At 68.4% G+C, this 21,731-nt stretch carries 16 protein-coding genes; 3 read left to right on the forward strand and 13 right to left on the reverse strand.

Annotated features, from left to right (window positions below; all coding sequences use genetic code 11):
* Nucleotides 1–117 precede the first annotated feature (117 nt).
* A complete protein-coding gene (gene valS / locus AOK08_RS01495; protein ID WP_055522830.1) occupies nucleotides 118–2,673 on the reverse strand; it encodes a valine--tRNA ligase in 2,556 nt (851 codons plus the stop codon).
* A 483-nt stretch (nucleotides 2,674–3,156) separates the two neighbouring features.
* Complete coding sequence (locus AOK08_RS45410) at nucleotides 3,157–3,345, reverse strand: hypothetical protein (protein ID WP_055522832.1); 189 nt, start codon at nucleotides 3,343–3,345, stop codon at nucleotides 3,157–3,159.
* Between the two features lie 1,019 nt (nucleotides 3,346–4,364).
* Between AOK08_RS45410 and lysX the strand changes: the two genes are divergently transcribed.
* On the forward strand, nucleotides 4,365–5,855 hold the full coding sequence (lysX, locus tag AOK08_RS01505; RefSeq protein ID WP_055522834.1) for a bifunctional lysylphosphatidylglycerol synthetase/lysine--tRNA ligase LysX: 1,491 nt from the start codon (nucleotides 4,365–4,367) through the stop codon (nucleotides 5,853–5,855).
* 118 nt (nucleotides 5,856–5,973) lie between these two features.
* On the opposite strand, the gene AOK08_RS01510 is transcribed toward lysX, so the two are convergent.
* The 5 genes from AOK08_RS01510 to AOK08_RS01530 all read right to left on the reverse strand — a co-directional run bounded on the left by AOK08_RS01510 (nucleotide 5,974) and on the right by AOK08_RS01530 (nucleotide 12,597).
* Nucleotides 5,974–7,296: a hypothetical protein gene (locus AOK08_RS01510; RefSeq protein ID WP_055522836.1), complete on the reverse strand. Its 1,323-nt coding sequence runs from the start codon at nucleotides 7,294–7,296 to the stop codon at nucleotides 5,974–5,976.
* A 17-nt stretch (nucleotides 7,297–7,313) separates the two neighbouring features.
* Nucleotides 7,314–8,321: a dimethylarginine dimethylaminohydrolase family protein gene (locus tag AOK08_RS01515; RefSeq protein ID WP_055522838.1), complete on the reverse strand. Its 1,008-nt coding sequence runs from the start codon at nucleotides 8,319–8,321 to the stop codon at nucleotides 7,314–7,316.
* A gap of 25 nt (nucleotides 8,322–8,346) precedes the next feature.
* Entirely contained in the window at nucleotides 8,347–10,392 is a 2,046-nt protein-coding gene (locus tag AOK08_RS01520) for a B12-binding domain-containing radical SAM protein (protein ID WP_055522840.1), read from the reverse strand.
* The gene (locus tag AOK08_RS01525; RefSeq protein WP_055522842.1) at nucleotides 10,389–11,159 is read right to left on the reverse strand and encodes a TauD/TfdA family dioxygenase; all 771 of its coding nucleotides are present in this window, start codon (nucleotides 11,157–11,159) and stop codon (nucleotides 10,389–10,391) included. The genes AOK08_RS01520 and AOK08_RS01525 overlap by 4 nt, the downstream gene beginning before the upstream one ends.
* 1,006 nt (nucleotides 11,160–12,165) lie before the next feature.
* Nucleotides 12,166–12,597 carry an ATP-binding protein gene (locus AOK08_RS01530; protein ID WP_055522858.1) on the reverse strand — a complete coding sequence of 144 codons (432 nt, stop codon included), beginning with the start codon at nucleotides 12,595–12,597 and terminating at the stop codon, nucleotides 12,166–12,168.
* A gap of 231 nt (nucleotides 12,598–12,828) precedes the next feature.
* On the opposite strand from AOK08_RS01530, the gene AOK08_RS01535 reads away from it, so the two are divergent.
* Together AOK08_RS01535 and AOK08_RS01540 are read left to right on the forward strand one after the other, a co-directional pair.
* Nucleotides 12,829–13,704: a helix-turn-helix domain-containing protein gene (locus AOK08_RS01535; protein WP_055522860.1), complete on the forward strand. Its 876-nt coding sequence runs from the start codon at nucleotides 12,829–12,831 to the stop codon at nucleotides 13,702–13,704.
* A complete protein-coding gene (locus tag AOK08_RS01540; protein WP_055522844.1) occupies nucleotides 13,701–13,928 on the forward strand; it encodes a DUF397 domain-containing protein in 228 nt (75 codons plus the stop codon). The genes AOK08_RS01535 and AOK08_RS01540 overlap by 4 nt, the downstream gene beginning before the upstream one ends.
* 178 nt (nucleotides 13,929–14,106) lie before the next feature.
* Here AOK08_RS01540 and AOK08_RS45415 read toward each other — a convergent pair whose 3' ends face one another.
* From AOK08_RS45415 to AOK08_RS01570, 6 genes are all read right to left on the reverse strand, one after another.
* Entirely contained in the window at nucleotides 14,107–14,472 is a 366-nt protein-coding gene (locus AOK08_RS45415) for a hypothetical protein (RefSeq protein WP_157876522.1), read from the reverse strand.
* A 639-nt stretch (nucleotides 14,473–15,111) separates the two neighbouring features.
* On the reverse strand, nucleotides 15,112–15,711 hold the full coding sequence (locus AOK08_RS01550; RefSeq protein ID WP_055522847.1) for a GntR family transcriptional regulator: 600 nt from the start codon (nucleotides 15,709–15,711) through the stop codon (nucleotides 15,112–15,114).
* The gene (locus tag AOK08_RS01555) at nucleotides 15,708–16,580 is read right to left on the reverse strand and encodes a class I SAM-dependent methyltransferase (protein ID WP_055522848.1); all 873 of its coding nucleotides are present in this window, start codon (nucleotides 16,578–16,580) and stop codon (nucleotides 15,708–15,710) included. Before AOK08_RS01555 ends, AOK08_RS01550 begins: the two co-directional genes overlap by 4 nt.
* On the reverse strand, nucleotides 16,577–17,752 hold the full coding sequence (locus AOK08_RS01560; protein WP_055522861.1) for a protein-L-isoaspartate O-methyltransferase family protein: 1,176 nt from the start codon (nucleotides 17,750–17,752) through the stop codon (nucleotides 16,577–16,579). The genes AOK08_RS01555 and AOK08_RS01560 overlap by 4 nt, the downstream gene beginning before the upstream one ends.
* Nucleotides 17,753–17,869: 117 nt before the next feature.
* Entirely contained in the window at nucleotides 17,870–19,366 is a 1,497-nt protein-coding gene (locus tag AOK08_RS01565) for an NUDIX domain-containing protein (RefSeq protein WP_338400113.1), read from the reverse strand.
* A complete protein-coding gene (locus AOK08_RS01570; RefSeq protein WP_241826767.1) occupies nucleotides 19,363–21,264 on the reverse strand; it encodes an ABC transporter ATP-binding protein in 1,902 nt (633 codons plus the stop codon). Before AOK08_RS01570 ends, AOK08_RS01565 begins: the two co-directional genes overlap by 4 nt.
* Nucleotides 21,265–21,731: the final 467 nt, after the last annotated feature.

Consider the following 21,731-nt stretch of genomic DNA (forward strand, 5'->3'; position numbering starts at 1 on the left):
GGCAGGTCTGGTCGCTTCTCCAGGAGTCCAGCCGGAATGCGAGGGTCCCGCCCGATCTAACTGATCGGGCGGGACCGCCCCGGCGACTCAGATCCAGGCACTCATGGCTTGGACAGGTCAGAACGTCACTTCCACACGCAACTCAGCGTCTGTGGTGATGTCCTGCTCGACATCGCCGATCCGGCCCGCGCCGCGCACGTCGGCCTCGACCAGGTTCACGCGCTCCAGCAGTGCGCCGGAGCCGGTGACCTTGATCTTCCGCACCTCGGTGCGCATCGACACCTGTGCCGCCGACTTCGCTTTGCGCACTCCGGCGATCACCTCGCGGGCAGTAGTGAACACCTCCCGGTCGGCAGGACCGGCCACCCGGCGCAGCTCCTCGGCGTCGGGCCACTGCGTGCGGTGTACCGAGCCCTCCTGCCACCAGGACCAGACCTCCTCGGTGGCGAACGGAAGGAACGGCGCGAACATCCGCAGCAGCGTGGACAGCGTCAGCGACAAGGCAGCACGGGCGGACCCGGCGCCCTGCTCGCCGAACTCGCCGTAGGCGCGGGCCTTGACCAGCTCGACGTAGTCGTCGCAGAAGGTCCAGAAGAACTGCTCGGTGCGCTCCAGTGCCCGCGCGTAGTCATACGCCTCGAAGGAGTCGGTCGCTGCCTGGACGACCTCGGCGAGCTCGGCCAGTACGGCCTGGTCGAGCGGCTCGGTCACCGTCGCCGACTCGGCGGTCCCGCCGATGCTCAGCACGAACCGGCTGGCGTTGAGGAGCTTGACGGCCAGACGGCGGCCGATCTTCATCTGCCCGACGTCGAAGGCGGTGTCGGTGCCCGGTCGGCCACTGGCCGCCCAGTAGCGCACCGCGTCGGAGCCGTGCTGGACCAGCAGGTCGTTCGGGGTGACGACATTGCCCTTGGACTTGGACATCTTCTTGCGGTCCGGGTCCAGGATCCACCCGGAGATGCCCGCGTGCCTCCACGGCAGCACGCCGTGCTCACTGTGGGAGCGCACGACGCTGGAGAACAGCCAGGTCCGGATGATCTCGTGGGCCTGCGGGCGCAGGTCCATCGGGAAGACCCTCGCGAACAGGTCGTCGTCGCGGCCCCAGCGGCCGGCGATCTGCGGGGTGAGGGAGGAGGTGGCCCAGGTGTCCATCACGTCCGGGTCGCCGGTGAACCCGCCGGGCACGCCGCGCTGGTCCTGGCTGTAGCCGTCGGGCACGTCCGTGCTCGGGTCCACCGGCAGCGCGGACTCCTCCGGCACCAGCGGCTTGTCATACACCGGGTTGCCGTCCCCGTCGAGGGGATACCAGACGGGGATCGGCACGCCGAAGAACCGCTGGCGGCTGACCAGCCAGTCACCGTTGAGGCCCCCGACCCAGCTCTCGTAGCGCGCCCGCATGTGCTCCGGGTGCCAGGACAGCTCCCGGCCGCGCTCCAGCATCTTCTCGCGCAGCACCTCGTCACGCCCGCCGTTGCGCAGGTACCACTGGCGGGTGGTGACGATCTCCAGGGGCTTGTCGCCCTTCTCGTAGAACTTCACCGAGTGGCTGATCTGGCGCGGCTCGCCCTCCATCTCGCCACTGGAGCGCAGCATCTCTACCACCCGCAGACGAGCGGTGTGCGGGGTCGCGCCGACCAGCTGGGCGTACGCCTCGCGGGCCGAGGCTGAGTCCACCCCGGGGGGCGGGTCGGCGACGAATCGGCCGTCCCAGCCGAGCACCGGGCGGGTGGCCAGCTGCAGCTCCCGCCACCACACCACGTCGGTGGTGTCGCCGAAGGTACACACCATGGCGATGCCGGATCCCTTCTCCGGGTCCGCCAGGCGGTGCGCGACCACCGGCACCTCGACGCCGAAGACTGGTGTGCGCACCGTGGTGCCGAACAGCGGCTGGTAGCGCTCGTCGTCCGGGTGGGCCACCAGCGCCACGCAGGCCGGCAGCAGCTCCGGCCGGGTCGTGGCGATCATGACCCGTTCGCCGTCCGGGCGGTGGAAGGCCAGGTGGTGGTAGGCGCCGGGCCGTTCCCGGTCCTCCAGCTCGGCCTGCGCCACCGCGGTGCGGAAGGTGACATCCCACAGCGTCGGCGCCTCGGCCAGGTACGCCTCGCCGCGGGCGAGGTTGCGCAGAAACGCGCGCTGGGAAGCGGCCCGGGCGGCCTCGTCGATCGTCTGGTAGGTCATGGACCAGTCCACCGACAGGCCGAGCTTGCGCCACAGGTCCTCGAAGACCTTCTCGTCCTCCACGGTGAGCTGCTCGCACAGCTCGATGAAGTTCCGGCGCGAGACGGGGATCTGGTCCTTGCCCGGGTGCTCGGGCGGGGTGAAGCCGGGGTCGTACGGAAGCGAGGGGTCGCAGCGCACACCGAAGTAGTTCTGCACGCGCCGTTCGGTCGGCAGGCCGTTGTCGTCCCAGCCCATCGGGTAGAAGACTTCCTTGCCCCGCATGCGCTGGTAGCGGGCGATGGCGTCAGTGTGGGTGTAGGAGAAGACGTGGCCCACGTGGAGGGAGCCGCTGACCGTCGGCGGCGGGGTGTCGATCGAGAAGACCTGCTCGCGAGTTTTGGACCGGTCGAACGTGTATACCTCGGTCTCGTCCCAGCGTCGCGACCATTTCTCTTCCAGCCCTTCGAGTGAGGGCTTCTGCGGGACGTCGGGCTGCCGAGGTGTGTGCTCCATGCTGCTGCATGTTAGTAGGTATTCTCCTGGCTTCTCGCCGATAACAGTCGGCCCAGCCCCCGGTGGTGGGCCTCGCCACAGGTCAGCGCGGACGAAGCCGTCGGCGAGCTGACCGCCGGCAAACGCCGCCCCGTCGCGGTTCACGGGGCGGATCGCCGTCGGCGAGCCTTTTCAAGGCTCGACGAGCCCAGGCGGGGACAGCGCACAGCCGCGCGTACGCCGCCCCCGCGGTGTCACCCGACAGCGCAGTGGGCCTGCTCGGGCAGGCTTGTCGCCGGTGGCTGGATCCCGAGGTTCAGAGGGCCAGGTAGGGGTGTGTCCGGCTTCGTGACACCGTGCCCAGCCGACCCTGATACAGGCGGAGGTGGCCTTGCACCACGGTTGATTGGGATCGCCGCCGCCCGCGCCCAGAGCGTTGATGCGGCCCGCGCCCCGAGGACGCGCACGAGAGAATCAAACCCGCAGAGCCGATCCCAGAGGAAGTCATAGAAATCGGAGATCCGCTTCGGGGGCGCGGTCTTTCACGAATTCCCGGTGCATTTCGGCCCGGAAATAGAATTCCGCCTCGATGAGGGCCACGAGCCGGTTGAGCTCGTCCTTGGGGACGTGCTCAGACAGGGTCGGCATGCTGGCTGGCTCAGCCGAGCCGAAGCGCCACATGTCCAGCCGCATCTGGTGCGATCCGGGTGGTCCCAGCACGGTAAGTAGTTCTCCACCGCGTTTGCGTGCGCGGTTGAACTCCCGCGTCCCCGGGTCCGGGGACAGATGCTGCAGCTCAGGCCGAACAGCGGAAAGTCGAGGTAGGCGTCCAAGGTGTCCAGGATCATGTCGACGGTCTCGTGCGGCGCACCGATGATGAACCCCGTAACGCTCCCGATCCCGGTCCGTGACAGGCCGTGCACTGCGCTGATGTTCTCGTCGATCGCGGTCTGCTTGTTGTAGTAGTCCAGGGAGTGCTGGTTCATCGACTCCAGGCCGGGAAAGCCCCGTCGGCATCCGGCGGCGGCCATGCGGTCCGGAGGTTCGTCGGTCATTGCGTCGCCCCGAGCGAAGCAGAACCATGGGGTCTGGAACCCCGCGAGGAGGTCGAGCACGTCCAACTGGATGTGGTGAGGCAGTTGCGAATGCCGGTGCGAGCGTCGCGTGCGTGCCGCCCACGATGATGAAGTATTTGGCCGGATCGAACTTCCCAAGGAAATCTTCGAGTTGGTCGACCGTGGGGCGTAGGTGGTCGGGGCGATCGCTCCCTGGGCAGCGGCTTCGAGCCACTCTTCGAGAGGTTTGAGCAGGTCCGTTGCCCTGTCGAAGAATTCCTCGTCGAAGGCCCGTATCTCCGGCTCGTGGCAGCGGCCCGCGGCGGCATCGGTGCGACAGGGGGCTGGCCATCGTGATGACATCGGTCCAGGGCCAGTGACGGGTGAATCTCAACTGCCTGCGGCGTCCGGTGGCGACGATCTGCGCGGTGGCGGCGAACAGGCGAAGCCCCAGCCAACACGGCGCCCAGAGCCTGGTCTTGCCGGTCAGAGCAAGTATTTCCGGCCGGCCTGGCCCCATCTGAGCGCGGTGCGATCGACCATGACGGCGGCGGTAACGGGAGGTGCGGACTTCGCGGCATCGGTGGATCTGGATCTTAAGATCCGGGCCACTAATCGCGACGGAGTCACGGGTCAGTTCTGCCTATCCTTGCTGCCATGAGTGACGAGATCCACGAAGGCGTCCCGGAGCAGATGCGCGTCCGTCTGGAGAAGGTGGCGCGGCTCCGTGAGAACGGCATCGAACCGTACCCGGTGACCTACCCGCGCACGCACGCGATCGGCGAGATCCGGGCGAAATACCCCGAGTTGGAAGCCGACACCGCGACCGGGGAGAAGGTCGGGATCACGGGCCGGGTCATGCTGTCGCGGGTCGGCGGCAAGCTCTGCTTCGCCACTCTTCGGGACGGGACCGCCGACATCCAGGTCATGGTCTCGCTCGCCGGCGTCGGTGAGGAGGCGCTCAAGGCATGGAAGCGCGACGTTGACCTCGGCGACCACATCGGCGTGACGGGCGAGGTCATCTCGTCCAAGCGCGGCGAACTGTCGATCATGGCGGAGAGCTGGGCGATCACGTCGAAGTGCCTGCGGCCTCTGCCGGAGAAGCACGCCGGGCTCACCGATCCCGAGGCGCGCGTCCGTTACCGCTATCTCGATCTCATCGTCAATGACGAAGCCCGCAAGATGGCCCACCTGCGCAGCGACACCGTGCGCGCGATCCGGGACTTCTGGCACTCTGAGGGCTACCTCGAAGTCGAGACGCCCATGCTCCAGCCGATCCATGGCGGCGCGGCGGCCCGACCGTTCAAGACTCACATCAACGCCTACAACATGGAGATGTATCTCCGGATCGCGATCGAGCTGTATCTGAAGCGGCTCGTCGTCGGCGGCATCGAGAAGGTCTTCGAGATCAACCGGAACTTCCGGAATGAGGGTGCGGACTCCACGCACAACCCCGAGTTCACGATGCTCGAGACCTACAGCACCTACCTCGACTACAACGACATGGCCGGCCTCACCCAGCGGTCGGTCCAGCAAGCGGTCGTGGCCGCGCTGGGCACGACCGTGGTCGTCCACGACAACGTCGAGTACGACCTGGGCATCGCCGAGTGGCCGCGGAGGACCGTCTATGGCCTGGTCTCGGACGCCCTCGGCGAGGAGATCACCCCGCACACCCCGATCGAGGACGTCCGCAAGTTCGCTGATGCCCGGGAGATCGACTGGGACGCCAAGTGGGGTCAGGGCAAGCTCGTCCAGGAGGTGTTCGAGGAACTCGTCGAGCACACAATCATGCAGCCCACGTTCGTCATGGACTATCCGGTCGAGACCTCGCCGCTGACCCGCCAGCACCGCTCCGAGCCGCTCCTGGCAGAGAAGTGGGACCTGATCGGCTTCGGCGCCGAACTGGGCACCGCCTACTCGGAGCTGGTCGACCCAGTCGAGCAGCGCCGCCGCCTCACCGAGCAGTCCCTGCTAGCCGCGGGCGGCGATCCGGAAGCCATGCAACTCGACGAGGACTTCCTCCGCGCCCTGGAATACGGCATGCCCCCCACGGGCGGTATGGGCATGGGAATCGACCGGCTGATCATGGCCTTCACCGGCAAGAACATCCGCGAAACCATCCTGTTCCCTCTGGTGAAGCCCAGCTGACACACCCCGGGGGAAGTGGGAGGCGATGCCGCTGCCCTGCTGCGGTCGATCGGGCGGAAACGGCGATGCAGCAGGGCGATCCGCGTCGGTGCCCTGGTCCGCGCTGAACGCGCCGCCGTCACGCAAAAGAGTCGGATCCAGCATGTTTTCTCCCCCCACCGCGCCACCAGTCCAGCGGGGCGCACACGGCGTGCTGCCCCAGGTGGACTTTCCGGCTGGTATTGACGAAGGTTGCGTGTCCGGCCACGAGTTCGACCCGGCCCGCCTGGCGGAAGAAGATTGGCGCCAGTCTCATCCGTGCCCGCGGCATGACCCCCAGGCGGTCGCCGTCCGGGTGCAGGAATGCGATATCGAAGCGATCGCTGTCGATCAGCCGCGAGAGCAGGTACGCCGCCGGGAGGGACGGGCGCCCTGGCAGATGGCCGCCCCGTACGGCGTCGAGCACCGATTCCCACTTCGCCCGTGAGCTCTCGCCGAAGTAGACGCCCCTGCTGCCCCAAGTGGCGGCGCGCTGGGCGGGGGAGTCGGTGACCTTGATGACCAGGCCCTTGCGCTGTTCGGCCAGGGCCGGCACGTCTTCCGTGCCGGTCAGCAGCCGGCTCTCGGCGATCCCGGACCGCAGGGTGCCCAGGGTGGCGGCCCCGAGCATGCCTTCGAGGTCAGGGGTGAGATCCGGGTGGAAGGCCAGTGCGGTCAGCGCCTTGGTGCCGTAGCCGTGGAACAGCGGATTGGCGAAGGCGATACCGGACTGCGTGATGGCCGCTCGCCGGTCGATGTCGTACTGCCCGAAGTCAAGGGTGTAGCAGAACCGCCAGGCCGCCTTGACCTCCTTCAGTTTGGCCTCGGAGAAGAACTGCACCGCGAGGTCTTGCCCGTATGCGGTCCGCAGCCTGCGCCGTACGATCGCCAGTTCCGAGTCGTAGGTGCGGACTTGGTCGTCGACGAGAACGTGGGAGAGCCCCAGGTTCGCGAAGGACTGGAACAGCCCCTCGTAGGACACTCCGTAGGCGCTCTGCATCGCATGGGCCTTGCCCGCGTTGCCGTAGATCTCTTCGATCTCCGTGATGACCGGGCTTCCCTGCTCCACCACGAGATCGAGCCGGAAGGTCTGGATGCGCCGGTGAAGGTCCAGTCCGCGCAGGTCGGGTTCGGTGCCGGGATCCAGGTGGGCTCGCACGACCGGATGGCGCTGGGCGTACAGGTCCTGCACGGCGTCGATGTAGGCGAAGACCGCGGTTCCGAGGGCAGCCACCTTCGCGGTGAGGGAGCGGTCCATGGTGAAAGGTTTCAGTGCCATCAGCCAGGGGAGCGTGCCGGGGCGGGCGGTGGGGAAGCTGACGCCCTCGGCGAGGAGGGCGTCCCGGCGGTGCCGGGCGAGGTCTAAGTCCCCGCCCGGCCCGTCGTACTTCTGGTGGACCACGCCCGGAATGTCGACAGTCATCGGGTCCTGTTCACGTGTCAGGTGTAGAGCGGCCGGCTCATGCACCGCGGGCCGCCGGTTCCCTTGACGAGCTCGCTGCCCGGCGTCGCCAGCACCTCGATGCCCGCCGCCGTCAGCCGCTCGATGGCGCTGGCGGTCATGTCGTAGCAGATGAGCCGCCGGTCTCCCAGGCACAGGCAGTTGCATGCCTGCTTGTACAGCGACTCCTCCTGGGTGACGGCGATGACCTGTATCCCGACGTCGCGGAGCATGCCCAGCAGGTCGATGGGTTCGCTTCCGCGTGCGTCGATTCGCACCGTGCGGAGCACGCTGTCGGGGTGAGCGATCACCACGTCCTCGGCCACGGGCACCAGCCCGCCGTCGAGGTTGATCCGCCAGGGCGCCAGTTCCACGCCGATGATCTCGTCGATGCCCTGCGGGATCAGTTCGGCGGCCAGGAACTCCAGCGTGGGCAGCTGGGTGCGTCGGCCGTAGCCCACCAGAAGGGTTCGCCGGCCCTCGCGGGAGAAGGGGATCACGTCGCCGCCTTCGAGGAACAGGCCCTCGGGAAGCCGGAGCAGTGGTTCCATCCCCAGAGCATGGGCTGCCGCTTCCATGGTGGCGGTCTCTGCCCTGCGGATGGGGGCGAGCATGCTTCCGGCGATGTACTTCTCCGGCAGCCAGGGGATCGTGATGAGGGCGTCTCGGGTGTAGACCTGGTTCGGATTCGTACGGGCCTGCTCGAATACCCCCTCGCCGGCGACCAGGTCGGCCAGGTAGTGGACCTGGTCAACGTTCCGGCCGATGAGCTCCACGAAGGCCCGGTGCTGCTCGGCGAACAGATCCGGGTCCGGGACCTGCCTGAAGAGGTACTGCTCACGCAGAGTCTCCTCGTCGGCCACGGCTCCCAGCGCCTTGATGGCACCGGCTTCCACGGGGTCGTGCACGATGATCGCCGAGGGGGCGACCGCGAACTCACTCGCGGATACGGGCCCCGGGCCCGGTACGTGCGGCTGGGAATCGTGTGCGTCTGCCTGCGTGGTCATGCGGCTCCTCGGGCCTTGTGAGGGTTCAGAATTCGATCTGGCGGAACACGGGGAAGGTGGACTCCCGGAATGCGCCCGGTACCTCCTCGACGAGCGAAAGACTCGTACTCCCGGCCGCCGTGAGCGTGTTGGCGTGACTGCCGACAGGGCGAGGCTGCGTGGAGGGGGCGAATCCGCTGGCCAGGAAGGCGGTGACGTCGGCGAGCGTGTGCGTGGTCTCGAACCGCAGGGGTTCGCTGGGGTTGGCCACGAAGTTGTCGTCGGCGACCGGCGGGGCAGCGGCGCACAGCTCGTCCCAGCTGCGTTCCCTCAGCCGCAGGTTGAGCATCGAACAGTGCAGCTCGAACTGCAGCAGGTCGCGCAGCACCTCGGGGCCGGTGTCCTTCGGTGCGATGCGCTCGGCCAGGAACTGGGCGAACTCGGCGACGATGCTGGAGACGTCGGTTCGCCAGGTGATCTTCCCGTCCCAGTGCGTGGCCTTACGCTCGGACGGCTGGGTGTGCGCACGCCAGTCCAGGTAGTCCTCGTACGCCCCGAAGGGCATCTCCAGCAGTCCGCGCAGCACGGCGTACTTACAGCTCTTGTTGAGGTAGCTCGCGGCCATGTCGAAGGACTTGACGAACAGCAACAGATCGCGCGGCAGGTCCTTGGTCTTGACGTAGTGGTTGTGCGGGAAGACCAGCGGCAGGGAGGCCATCTCGTCGTAGGAGTCCTCTTCGAAGAACCGCGTGTACCAGGTGGTCGTCTGTACGCCGTCGAAGTCGAGGTCGTCGATGTTGGCGGACAGGACCTCGGTCCCTCCGGCCGGCACGAGCAGTCCGATCTGGGACTCCACGTCGTCGGCGAACTTGTACTGGAAGTACATGTCGATGGTCGCCTGGAGGTCTTCCCTGGTCTCTTCCGGGAAGCCGATGATGTAGGAGAGCTGCGGCTTGATCCCGTGCTCGATGACCAGGGCGATGTGCTCGCTCACCTGGTCGACCTGGGTCTTCTTCCGGACGACGTCCTGAATGCGCTGGGAGCCGCTTTCCACGCCGAACAGGACGGTGTTGCAGCCCGACTTCTTCATCAGGGTCAGCAGCTCGGGGTCCACGCAGTCGCTGCGCGTGAAGCAGGACCACTCGACCTGCAGGCCGCTGGCGATGAGCGTCTCGCAGAATGCGCGCGTCTTGGCCTTGTTGACGGTGAAGAGCTGCTGGTGCAGGAGGAACTTCCGGGCCCCGTAGTCCTGGTGGTACTGGCGCATCTCCTCCACGATCCGCGCTGGGGTCTTCAGCCGGTAGCGCCTGCGCCACAGGTAGGTGTTGGAGCAGAAGGTGCAGCTGAAGGGGCAGCCACGTCCCGCTTCGAGGTGGATGTGTTCCTCGACCGAGAGGTACTTCAGGTCCTGCGTCTGTTCCGCCGCGCGCCGGATGACGCCGGCGTAGTACTGGGAGGCGGGCATCGGAAGCTCGTCGAGATTCTGGATCAGCGGCCGGTCGCTGTTGACCTCGATACCGTCGGCATGCCGGTAGGTCAGGCCCTGGATGTCTTCCAGGGCCGCGAGTGCCTCCTCGCGCCAGGCCGTGCCATCCGGCTCCGGGCCCGGCAGCGCGGCGAGGACACTGGCGAGCTCGATGGCGGTTGCTTCCGGTTCGCCGCGCACGACCGCGTCGATGTGCGGGTACGCCTCCAGCACGTCGGTGTGCCGGCTGGACGGCCCCAGCCCGCAGAAGACGATCAGCGCCGGGCTGCCGGACTCCCGCAGCGCCTGGGCGATCTTGATCGAATGGAAGAAGTTCCCGTTCGTGTGGATCGAGATGTTGAAGACGCAGACCGGGGCGGCCTGGTCCGCCAGGATGTCCGCCGCGTTCCGGTAGAAGTCCTGGTCGAGGGGGACGCCGGGGAAGACCGCCCGGCCCTCTCCCACGGTGACGCCTTCGCCCTTGAGATTGAAGTCGACGATCCGGCAGGCCACGGTGTCGACCGATTCGAGCGCGCCGCACAGGGCGAGCGTCTCGAACGGGATCCGTGCCTCCGTGTAGCGCGAGTAGCTCTTGAAGTAGAGCCCAGGAACGACGGCAACCCTCATGTGCTGCTTCCTTCCATGTCCACTGGATCGACCCACACACGCTTCAGGAGCCGGGTGCTTTGCGGGCTCAGCGATTCACGCGCGTGGAGTGCTCGGCTGTTGTCGATGACGAGGCATTCGCCCGCCTGGAGAAGATGCCGCCAGGCAAGGGCGGGGCCGCTCACGAGTTCGTGCAGTGCCCGCGCCGCCCGCAGATGGGCGTCGTCCACGACGTGCCCGGCCGCGTGGAAGCGCTGGATCTCCTTGAAGTTGAACCGCACCCTCGGCCGGGCTCGCGGGCCGGACAGGATCGAGGTGCGGCCGAAGGCGCACGGGTAGTCCTCGTCGTACAGAAGTGCCGCTGTCCGGGGATCCAGCCGGGGCAGGGCCTCGGCCGCGTCGATGACCGAGGTACGTCCGAACAAGCCGTGATCCGGCCGGACGCAGAGCAAGAGGACATAGGCGGGAGGCTCCACGTTGTGGTAGCCGTCGGTATGCCCTTCGAAGACCTGACCGGTCGTCGAGAAGATGAGGAGGTCGTCCTCGTCCCGCACCCCCTGGCCGGCGTTCACCGGCTCGACCCGGTACACCCTGCCGTCCTCCAGGGGATGGCCGGGAATCGTGGTCCCACGCGCCGTCACGCTGCCCAGGGACTTCGCCAAGCTGAGCAGCGCCTCGTTGCCATCGACGGGGACGCCCTCAACGACGACGCATCCGGGCTGCCGGTCGAGTTCTTCGCGCAGGATGCGCGAACGATCCCGAGGCGAGGCTCCGGTCAGGCACTCCACTGATAGCCGAGGTAACGCTCGTTCCCCGTTCGCTCGCACATCCGTTGGTGCAGTTTCCGACATCAGCTCACCCTCCGAAGGGTGCTCACGGCACCGGTCTGGATCTTCAGTGGCATGCGGCCGAGGGACCCGCTCCCGCCGCCCGGACGGACAGGGGGTCGATGAGACGCGGACCTGTCCGGTTCACGGTCGTTGCTGGTCGAGCAGGGTGGGGCTGCGGACCTTATAGGCGGGGGACGGCACCGTAAAGCCGGGCAGAACTCCGTCATCATCGGGCTGCCGATGGCGCGCCGCAACGGTAATAAGGGCGGCGTACACGGGCGTTTGCCACACTCCGCGGCCCTGTAAGCCGCGGTGTTCTCGCAGCTCGGAAGCGTGATCGAACCGTGTGGCCGTTCGGTCCTCCGGCTCAGCCACGCCACATGAGAGATCACATTGGCGGGATCCCTATCCTCATCTGGCGCGATGATGCCAGGACGCCAGGCTCGCAGCCTGCGTCGCGCCCAGCTGACCGCTCCGCCAACAACCCCGAGCCCGGGCGCGACGACAAGGCGGTGATACTCCGGAGCGATGCCGACAGCACGTTCCTCCCCTCGATCACGCGAGGCCCCGATCCCGTACGCCTCGTGGCCGCCGGAAAGGACGCCAGCCACCAGACCGGTTGCACCGGCCCACGGCCCCTTGCGTCGAACGCCCGCCGGACAGTGGCTACTTGCCGCTTGCTCGATGTCATCGCCACCGCCCGGCCTCGGCCCCCAGCCGCATCCCGCAGGAGCATCGCCAGCCGCATCCCGCATCTCGGCCCACAGGTGGCGTCCGCGGAGAGTCAGGGCCGGGCAGCGGGTGTGCCTGCCCGACTGCACCTGGTGCAGCTGTCCCACTGGATTGGCCTTCATCACAGACCTGGGCCCCTCTCTGCGGAGACCGGGGTGGACTCCTCTCCGCAACGGAGACGATCGGCGCTTCCCCTCCCCGGACGGGGCGGAGATCTGAACAGGGCAAATACCTACTGACCAGCGTCCGCCATGGCCAGTTCGGCCCAGGCGCGCTTGCCCCAGCCGAAGGTGTCGGTGCCCGTCTTCTCCGCGAGGGCGGCAACGATGGCCAGGCCGCGGCCGTCCTCGTCATCCACGGCGGCCGTGCGAGGAGTGGGCTGCCTGGTGGACTTGTCGACGACGGCGACGCGCACCCGACCTTGAGCGAGGCGACTGATGGTGACCCGCAGCAGGCGGCAACCGGTGTGCTCGACGCTGTTGGCGACCAGCTCCGAGACGATCACTTGCCCGTCTTCGATGAGTTCGGCGAGATCCCACGCGGACAGCGCCTGATCGATGAGTATGCGGGCCTTCCGTGCGCTGGCCTTCTCACACGGCAGGGTTTCGGTGTACTCGGGCAGTCCGGTCGCCGCAGCAAGCGCGGCGGTCGCAGGAGTCGTCATGAGGGCCTTCGGGCCGGAGTGGACGGGACCGCACGTCACACAGCGATCTTCACGTGACGAGCAGTCACCTTCGAGACTCTATGCAGGATGCACCCCTGCGTCGCCAACTAGCAACCTTGTAACCCCAGTTGGCAGAAAGTAGAACCTACGTTCCATCGACTTGCGCACCGGATGCTGCAAAACTGCACCTGCTGCAGTCCAATGCGCACCCAGGGGGTGTTCAACCGCACCATGCCGAATCAGCGAGCAGTACCCACGCTTCGCCGCCGACGGCTCGGCGAGGCCCTCCTCGCGGCCCGCAAGGCGATCGAGCCGGACCTCAGCCAGGAGAAGGCAGCTCTCGCAATGGGCTGGGACGAGTCGAAGCTGTCGCGGATCGAGAACGCCCGGGCCCGCATCAAGCCGGCCGAGGTGGTCAAGCTCCTGGACGTCTACGGCGTCACCGACCAGAGCGTCATCACCGCGCTGGAGGGCCTGGCCAAGGACGCCGGGAAACAGGGCTGGTGGCAGACCTTCGGCGACGTCGTCGCACTCGGATACAAGGACTACCTCACGCTCGAGTCGGACGCGGAGTCCACGCACATCTGGGCGCCCCAACTCATCCCTGGACTGCTGCAGACCGGCAGTTACGCACGGGAGATCATCTCGGCGACCGCGCTGACCCGCACTCCGGAGGAAGTCACCGCACTCGCCGAAGTGCGCAAGGCTCGTCAGTCGATCCTCACCCGGCCTCAGAACCCGTTGAACCTGTGGGCGGTTCTCGACTCGGGGATTCTGCACAAGCGGTCGGCCGCCTACCCGTCGATGATGCGCGAGCAGATCCGCCACCTGCTCGACATGGCCGACTTGCCGAACGTCACTATCCAGTTGATGGAACTCGAAGCCACCCCGCACCCGGGCCTGGTCGGCGGCTTCCACGTGATCCGCTTCCCGCGGCCGTGGCCGACCGTGATCAATCTGGAAAACCTGCGGGGCGGCTACTTCGTCGAGGGCACCGCCGACGCGAAGGTCTTCGAGACTGCCTTCGAGCGCATCGTTGCCGCAGCTCTCTCCGTGGACGACTCACGGCAGAGATTGAAGAAACACCTGGAAAGGAACACCGAGTGAGCAACACCGACCGCAAGACGGATCTGTACTCCGTCGACCTAAGCGGCGCGACCTGGCGGAAGTCGCCGTTCAGCGACGGCGGCGAGCAGTGCGTGGAGATCACCGACCTGCCCGGCGGCGGGAAGGCCCTGCGCGACTCCAAGAACACCCACCTGCCCGCCTCACGGTTTACCGCCGCAGAGTGGGACGCCTTCGTCAAGGGCATCATCGCCGGCGCCCTGTGACGGAAAGTGATCAATGGGCGGGCTCGGATCCCCCCGACCCCATCAGGGGGATGCGAGCCTGCTGGGAACAGACGTACCCCCGCCTGGACTGCCGTTACTCCTATTGACAGCGACTTGCGCCATGGCATCCGCCTCGTCGCGAAGCGGGGGAACTGCGCGGGGCTCCACACGCGAATCCTCACCATCCTGCAACCCGGACAGCGCGGAGCAGCCCAGAAACGTCATGTGCACCGCGAGGCAAGCAATCCCATTGGGCGTGGATCTGACGCCACCGGAGCACGTCTGAACTCGCCTCCCGCGCCATGCGGGTCAGGCACTCCTCCGTGAAGATCGCCGCCGACCACACGAAATTCGCCTCCCGGAGATCGCCGTACTCCTCGTCCACCCGGGCGAACAGGACCAGGACATACAGATCGTTCAGGGGAACTGTCCCGGCGCGGACGTCCGTATAAGTGATCGCCTCCAAGGAGCCTTCGTCCGGGGCGCGAGGCGCGAATCGCGCCTTCACCCGCACACGAGCCAGACCGCCGTACCGGTCCTCCAACGGTCCCTCCCCACCGACGAACGGTGGTGTGCCCGCGCTCGCGTCCCACGCCCATCTCTCGCCGCGGCGCTGCTGCGCAAACGCAGACAGGGCAGGCACCCGTTGAACGATGGAGGTCCACGGAATCGCCAGGTCAACCCCGAGAGCGCTTGCGGGACCCTCCCAACCGCCCACGGCTGGGCCGAACGCACCGGATTCGTCGAATCCAGTGCGAACGGCTCTGGCTCGCCCGTAGGCCGAGGGCACTGACACGCTGGGCCAGAGGGCTGCGGCAGTCAAGGACTGCGCCAGGCCGCCGATCGGGTCGCCTCGGTCCGCCGCCAGCCCGGCCTTCTGGAGCCGGTCACGCGCTGACCACATCCCGAGTAGGACGTCGCCCAGCATGAGCACATCGTCAGAGGTATCCATCGGGGAACGTCGACCTCCCGCTGTCAGAAGTAGGGACGGAGTACGCTCGCGAAGCGAAACTCGACAAGTTGAAACTCGACATGTGGCTTGCCTAGTGAACGGACGGAAGGTGCCACAGGCCCGCCGCGTACACGCCGCCAGCCCGCCGAGACAGCAACACCTCCGGCCCCTCGCCCGTGTCGCGGCGCAGAATCAAATGGACGTCCAGCGGCTCCGTGTGCCGCCCCCCGCTCACTCGCCGCCACCCAGGCGGCGCGTTGTCTTCACAGCGTTCCTCGCTCCTGCGACATCTGGGCACACGAAGTGCCCCTTGGGCCTGAGGGAGTACAGGAGTCCCTCCCCTTTGAGCACGTCAACTGCCTCTCTGGCCAGCCATGTTCGGCAGTCGAACTCCTCGGCGAGCTCGGCCACGCTCGGTATCCGCCGACCAGGCCGGTACGTGCCGTCGGCAATCCGCTTCCTGACCGCCGCCGTGATGCGGTCGACCGTGTCACGGGTCGAGCCACGGCCGGGCCATGTCTCGCACGCGCCCTCGCCCCGTCGCGCGAGGACCTCCGGTCCAGTCGGCGGGTTCAGCGGATCAACGACCACCGTCCCGCGCCCTCGCCCAGGAACACTGACCAGGAGCCCGCGTTCCCGCAGTGCCCGGCAGGCGTGATCGACTGTCGAGCGGCTGACCCCGAGTTCTTCCACAAGACGAGGGCGCGGAGGAAGCACCGAGCCCGCCGGGTACGTGCCGTCCTCGATGCGGCCGTGGATCACGGCAGCGATCCGGGTCGGCAGCAGCTCCTTGCCCTGCGCGGGCACCGGCGTGAGATCCGTTCCGCTCATGACGCACCACCGGGGCGCCGGGCGAGCAGGACCGTGAACACCGCGTCCTCCACCAGCGGTCCTTCGCCTGCATGAGCGTCCAGCAGTGCCTGGGCGTCGGCTTCGAAGGCGGAGTGCCGCTCTTCGAAGAGGTCTGCGCCCGCGAAGGACGTCGTCCGCAGGTAGCCGAGTACGTCCTCGGGCGTCCAGGTGCGGGCCACGGGGAAGCGGTGGTGGGTGACCTCGCTCCACGCGGATCCGGCGAGGTCCTCCTCGAACGAGCGCCGGGGCTCGGCGTAGTCGCCGTGGGCGCCTGCCCGGCGGCGGGGGCCCAGGTAGTGCTGGATCAGCTCGCGCAATGCCCGGGTCCAGTCCGCCTGGTGCGTCCACAGGCTGCCGTCGCCCATGATGGCGATCGTGGCGTCGGGGGCGGCGACCCGGTCCGCCATTGCCAGGACGTCCGGACCGCTCATCCAGTGGTACGACCGGCAGCAGGTGACCAAATCCGGTTCCCACACGTCTTCGCCGGGCAGCGTGGCCAGCGGGGCGTACATGTCAGCCGTGGAGTGGACGAGGGTGAGCGTGCAGCGCCCGAGCGCCGGCGTGAGGACAGCGCGGGCCTGCTTGAGCATCGGCCGGCTGACGTCGACGGCCTCGATGTGCGCGAGACCGGGAACGGCGGCCAGGAGGGCGAGGGGGACCTGCCCGGTGCCGGTGCCGAGGTCCAGCAGCGTGGGAGCGGGCCGCCCGTGGAGGGTGTCGGCCAGCAGGCGCACTGCTGCGTCCGGCAGCCCGGGCCGGTAGTGGGCGTAGTCGGCGGCGGCCGCGGCGAAAAGCGCCTCTTCCTCCGGGGACGGGCCGGGGAAGGGCTGGTCGGGATAGGTCGTCACGAGGTTGCTCTCTTATCGGACGGACGGGGTGCGGGCAGGTGCCAGGACAGGCGGCCGCAGGGCGATGCGGCCCGCTGGGTGCCGTCGGCGGTGAACGCCAGCTGGTAGCGGTCGGGGGAGCCGGCCGCCCGCCACCGGGCGGCGAGGTCCTGGATCTCCTTCCACAGGTCGCGCGGCCCGGCGATGGTGACGTTCCAGCGATGAGCGGTGACCGGTTCGACACGTAGCCAGGAGCCGCAGCCGGGGGCGCCGATCGCCAGGTGCTCGGCGGTGAAGTCCCGTACGAGGTTGCCGCCGAGCAGATGGTCGGCGGCCAGCCACAGCCCCCGGTCGGTGTCCGCGGGCGGGGGCAGCTTGCTCCGCTGCGTCCAGTCCCCCCGGCCGGTGGCGATCTGGGTGCGGAAGTCGTCGGCGAGGTAGATCCGCTCCATGCCGTGCCCGGCACGGTGGGCGTACTCCACCGCGCGCAGTTCGGCCCGCACCTGCTCGCCCAGGTCCCGCTCGACGATGGCGAGCGCGGGCCACGACGGCGACGCGGAGGTCACGTGGGCCAGCAGCCGGCCCCCGGCAGCGAGCTGATCGACCAGCGCGGCTGGCACTTGCGAGACCGCGTACGACACGAAGATCCGGTCGAACACCCGGCCGGGACATCCCGCCTCGCCCGATCCGCACACCACCGTCGGCCGCAGCCCGAGTGCGGCCAGCCGTACGGCAGCGGCGTCGGTGACGTGCTCGTCGCGGTCGAGGGTGACCACCCCGGCTTCGCCGCACACCCGGCAGGCCACCGCGGTGGTCAACCCCGCGCCCGTGCCGACGTCCAGTACCCGCTGGCCGGGCTGGAGATCCAGCTCCTCCAGCAGCGCGGCCGTCAGGCTCATGAGCGTCGACATCGACGTGATCGACGCGCCCGAGCGCAACCCGCGCGCCCGGCCGAGGAGAGGCTCCCCGTCGTGCTGGATGGGCACGCTGCCCCCGCCGTACAGCAGCTTCTGTAGTTCGGGCCGGTCCTGCGGAGCCGACCAGTCCAGCAGCGCCCAGCGCGGCGGCCTCTCACCGTCAGCACTGCGCCGTACGTACGCCTGCGGCATCAGGGCCTCGAGCGGGAGGCCCAGCAGAGCATCGCGGACCGCGCCCGGATGCAGCGCACCGTCGGCCTCCAGCTGGGAGACCATCGCGGCGCGCGCAGCGCCCGGATCCAACACTGCGGTCGAGTCCGAGGCGGCGGGCGGGTTCGTCCGCGTTGGCGTCCCCGCCGTCGGGGTAGGGCCGGTGTCTAGGGAGGTCACGGCTCACCACCCCATCTCTGAGTACGACTTGTCGGCCCGGATCTGCTCGATGGCGTGCCGCGTGTAGGGGACGATCGGCTCGGGCAGGTCCTGCGGCTGCCACCACTGCCATTCGAGGCACTTGTCGGACTCCAGCAGCTGCGGGGTGCCCGTCCAGATGCGGACGCGGAACACCATCTGCATGCGGGGCTCGGCCTCGGGGGTGTCGCGCAGGTGCACGGTGTGCACATGGGTGACGTCGGCCGGATCGATGACCAGGCCCGCCTCCTCGAGCGCCTCGCGCACCAGGCACTGGATCGCCGACTCGCGCTCGCAATGGCCCGCCAGGAAGTGCCACATCCCTCCGGCGTAGGGCGAGTCGGGGTGCCGCAGTCCGAGCAGGACCCGGCCCCGGTCGTCCTCCAGGTACAGATGGACGCCGATCACATTGGGCACCGTCGCGTTGGCGGTGACCGGTTGTGAGGATCCGGCCAGGGCGGCATGCCGGTACAGGAGGTCGGCGGTCGACGGGCTCAGCCGCAACCGGTGCAGCATCTCTGGTGCGAACCAGCGCAGCAGGACGCCCTCGTGCAGCGGCAGTGCGTCCGGGTCGCCGGTCCACCTGCCCGCGAAGACCTGGATCGGCACGCACAACCCCTCGACGGAGGTGGCCTCCTCTACGGCGAAGGGCACCAGGTCGGACAGGTGCAGACCGGGGACCTCCTCGGACAGCTCGCGCAGAAGGGTGGCCCTCAGCGTGGGGTCCTGCGCCTCCTTGCCGCCGCCGAGCAACGCGAACGCCCCCGGCTCCCATACGCCCTCAAGGTGATCTCTCAGATGAAGGAGATAGCGGCCGGCTCCGTCGTGGATCAGGGCGGACGCGTTCACCGGCTCCGGCCGGCCGTCCAGTTGCGCAGCAAGGAGCTTGGCGCGCAGCGTCGGAGAGCTGACCTCGGCGAGCGGACGCCACTCGGTCCCCGAGACCTCTTCGTCCTGGACGACGATCGCCGGAGGACGGCCGGAGGCGAGGTAGAACGCGAAACGGATGTCGTAGTGCTGGTGCGCCGGTTCGCTTTTGTCCGGGCGGGCGTCGATGGCATGGACGTCGATGTCGACAGGAGTGCCGAGGAACTGCGGGGTCAGGCACAGAGCGCCGGGCTCGATGCCGGTCTCCTCACGCACCTCCCGCAGTACCGCGGCGAGCAGGGTGCGGTCACCGGGCTCGACGTGGCCGCCGGGAGCGAGGACCAGGCCGGTGGCCTTGTGGCGGACGTGCAGCACACGCAGGTCCTGGTCGATCACCGCCGCACTGCACGTGATGTGCCCGGGCAGCACGGACCGGCTTGTCGGATCCTCGGCGGTGCTGAGCAGGTCCAACAGGCCCTGAAGCAGGGGACGTTCGTCCGGGTGCTGCTCCAGGTAGGCGTGGACGCTTCGCTGGATGCCGGTGACGGCGGGCGGCATGGCGGCGCCTTTCGTATGGGAGGTGAGGTCCGCGGGGCGGGTGGAGGCGGGGGTCACTTGCGCACCGCCTCCTCCTTGACGGTGGGCCGGGGCTGGTAGGCGTTGGCCTGAAGGGTGAACATGTCCGCGTAGGAGGCGCCGTTCGCCATGAGCTCGTCGTGGGTGCCGGACTCGATGATCCGGCCGTCCTCGAACACGTAGATCTGGTCGCAGTCGACGACACTGGCCAGCCGGTGGGAGATCAAGACCGTGATCTGGTCCTCACGGAGCCGGCCGCGCAGCACGGCCTCGTAGACGGCGTGCTCGGACGGCGGGTCCATGCTCGCGGTCGGCTCGTCCAGGATCAGCAGCGGCGCGTTGTTGTACAGGCCGCGGCCCACCGCGAGTTTCGCCCACTGCCCGCCCGAGGGCTGCTGGCCGTCCTTGAACCGCTTCGACAGCAGCGTCCGCCACTGCCCGGGCAGTTCGGCGATGACCCGGTCCGCACCGGAGGCGCGCACGGCATCCATCACCCGCTGCGGATCGGCCTCGGTGAGCGTGCCAGTGGAGATGGTGATGTTGGACAGGGCGCTGAAAGGAAAACGCACCGGATCCTGCAAGACACAGGCGACCTGACGGTGCAGCGATGCCGCGTCCATCTCGCACACGTCCACGCCGTCCCAGCACACGCGGCCGCCCTCCTGCGGCTCGTACAGGCCGGCGAGGAGCTTGGCGAGGGTGCTCTTGCCGGAACCGTTGAGACCGACGAATGCCGTCGTCTGACCGGCATTCAGGGTCATACTGACCCCGTTGAGCGCCGGCGTGGTCTTACCGGGGTACGAGAAGTGGACGTCCTCCACGGTGATCGTCTTCACCTGCTCAGGTGCCTGCTGTCCGCCTTCCCGTTGCAGGCGTTTGCGGGAGTGCTCCTGCACGGCGAGGAGGTCCCCGACCCACAGGGCGTGCTCGTAGACAAGGTGGGCGACGTCGACGAGCCGGGTCAGGGCGGCCTGGCCGGCCTGGATTGCGATGACGGCGCCGGCACCGGCCTGCAGGGGCAGCCATCCGGCGATCAGCATGGCGCCGAGCACGGTGTAGGTGATGCCGGTGCCGATCCCACCGACCGCCCGGCCGGCCAGGTTGAGCAGCGCGGCGTGCAGGCCCAGCCGGGTGTCCTCCTCCGCGATCTTGGCGGTCAGCCGGTGGTGCTCGTCCAGCAGGGCACCCTGGGCGGTGTCCGAGCGCAGCTCGGGGGCTGCGTCCACATCCAGGAGCAGGTAGGAGAAGATCCGCACCCGTCGCTGGAGCGCGTTCCACCGTTTGAAGGAGTGGAAGCGGGCCCGGGCGCTGCGGACCGCGGCCCAGCCGACGGGGAGGACGGACAGCAGGAGCAGCGGCAGGAGCGCCGGGTGCAGGATGCTGAGCACGCCGGCGCTGCCGACGAGCTGGAGGGCGGCCGAGGCGAGGGAGACGACCTGCCCGACGATCTGGCGCGCGTAGAAGAGGCCGCGGTCGTTGGCACGGTGGACCTCGTCATGCCAGTCGGGATCCTCGACGGCCTCCAGCTTCACGTGCGCCGTGAGGCGGAGGAACTCACACTCGAGCGCGGTGCGGATCTTGGGCGTGACCCGGGCCTGCGCGACGGAAACTGCCGCATCGAGCAGCGCGCGGGCCGCCAGGAACCCGACGACCACGAGGATCTGCGGCACGGCGGCGCGCACCCGATCGGATGTGGGGCCCTCGCCGAACAGATGCTGCAGGACCGCGACCGACGCGAGCAGACCGAAGGCCGCCATGGCTGCTGAAATCAGCTCGCAGACGACGACCGCGGTGGTCGCAGCCCGGTCGGCGCGCCAGGCGAGCCCACCGATCAGTCGCGTGATCTGGGGCAGACGGGCCAGCACCTGGCGCACGCTGGCCTTGGCGGCGGCACCGTCGTGGACGGACCAGTACGCCTCCTTCAGCTCATCGGTCACATCACCGTCCTGTGGACCGGCCGGCACAGTCGCCGGCGGCAGCGGAAGCGGGGCGGACCGCGGCGCCGGAACCTCGCCCGCGATATCTGCATCTGTGGGCTCACTCATGCCGCCCACCTCGTATCCGGTTTCGCCCCGCGGCGGGCACGGACGTCAACACGGCGCACGACGACGGCACGAGGCAGCTCGACAGGCCGCCGATGTTCGAATCCGACGGGCTGGGGCGAGGGGGCGGGTACGGGATGCATGGTGTCCTCCATATGGGGGCCGGTGTGGCACTGGTGCTCTAAAAACGCGTCAGATCCGGGGGCGTCACGGCCCTTTCGGAAGCAATTGGCGAACACATGTTCCGATCTGGCCGGTTGAGTGCGGGGGCTGCGGCTTGCGCTCTTCAAACTCGTTCGAAAGGGGGAGGGGGTCACTCGGGTGTGGGATTGCCAGAGCACTTGAGCCTGAGCGCGATAGGT

Source organism: Streptomyces graminilatus (assembly GCF_001418565.1).
GTDB lineage: Bacteria > Actinomycetota > Actinomycetes > Streptomycetales > Streptomycetaceae > Streptomyces > Streptomyces graminilatus.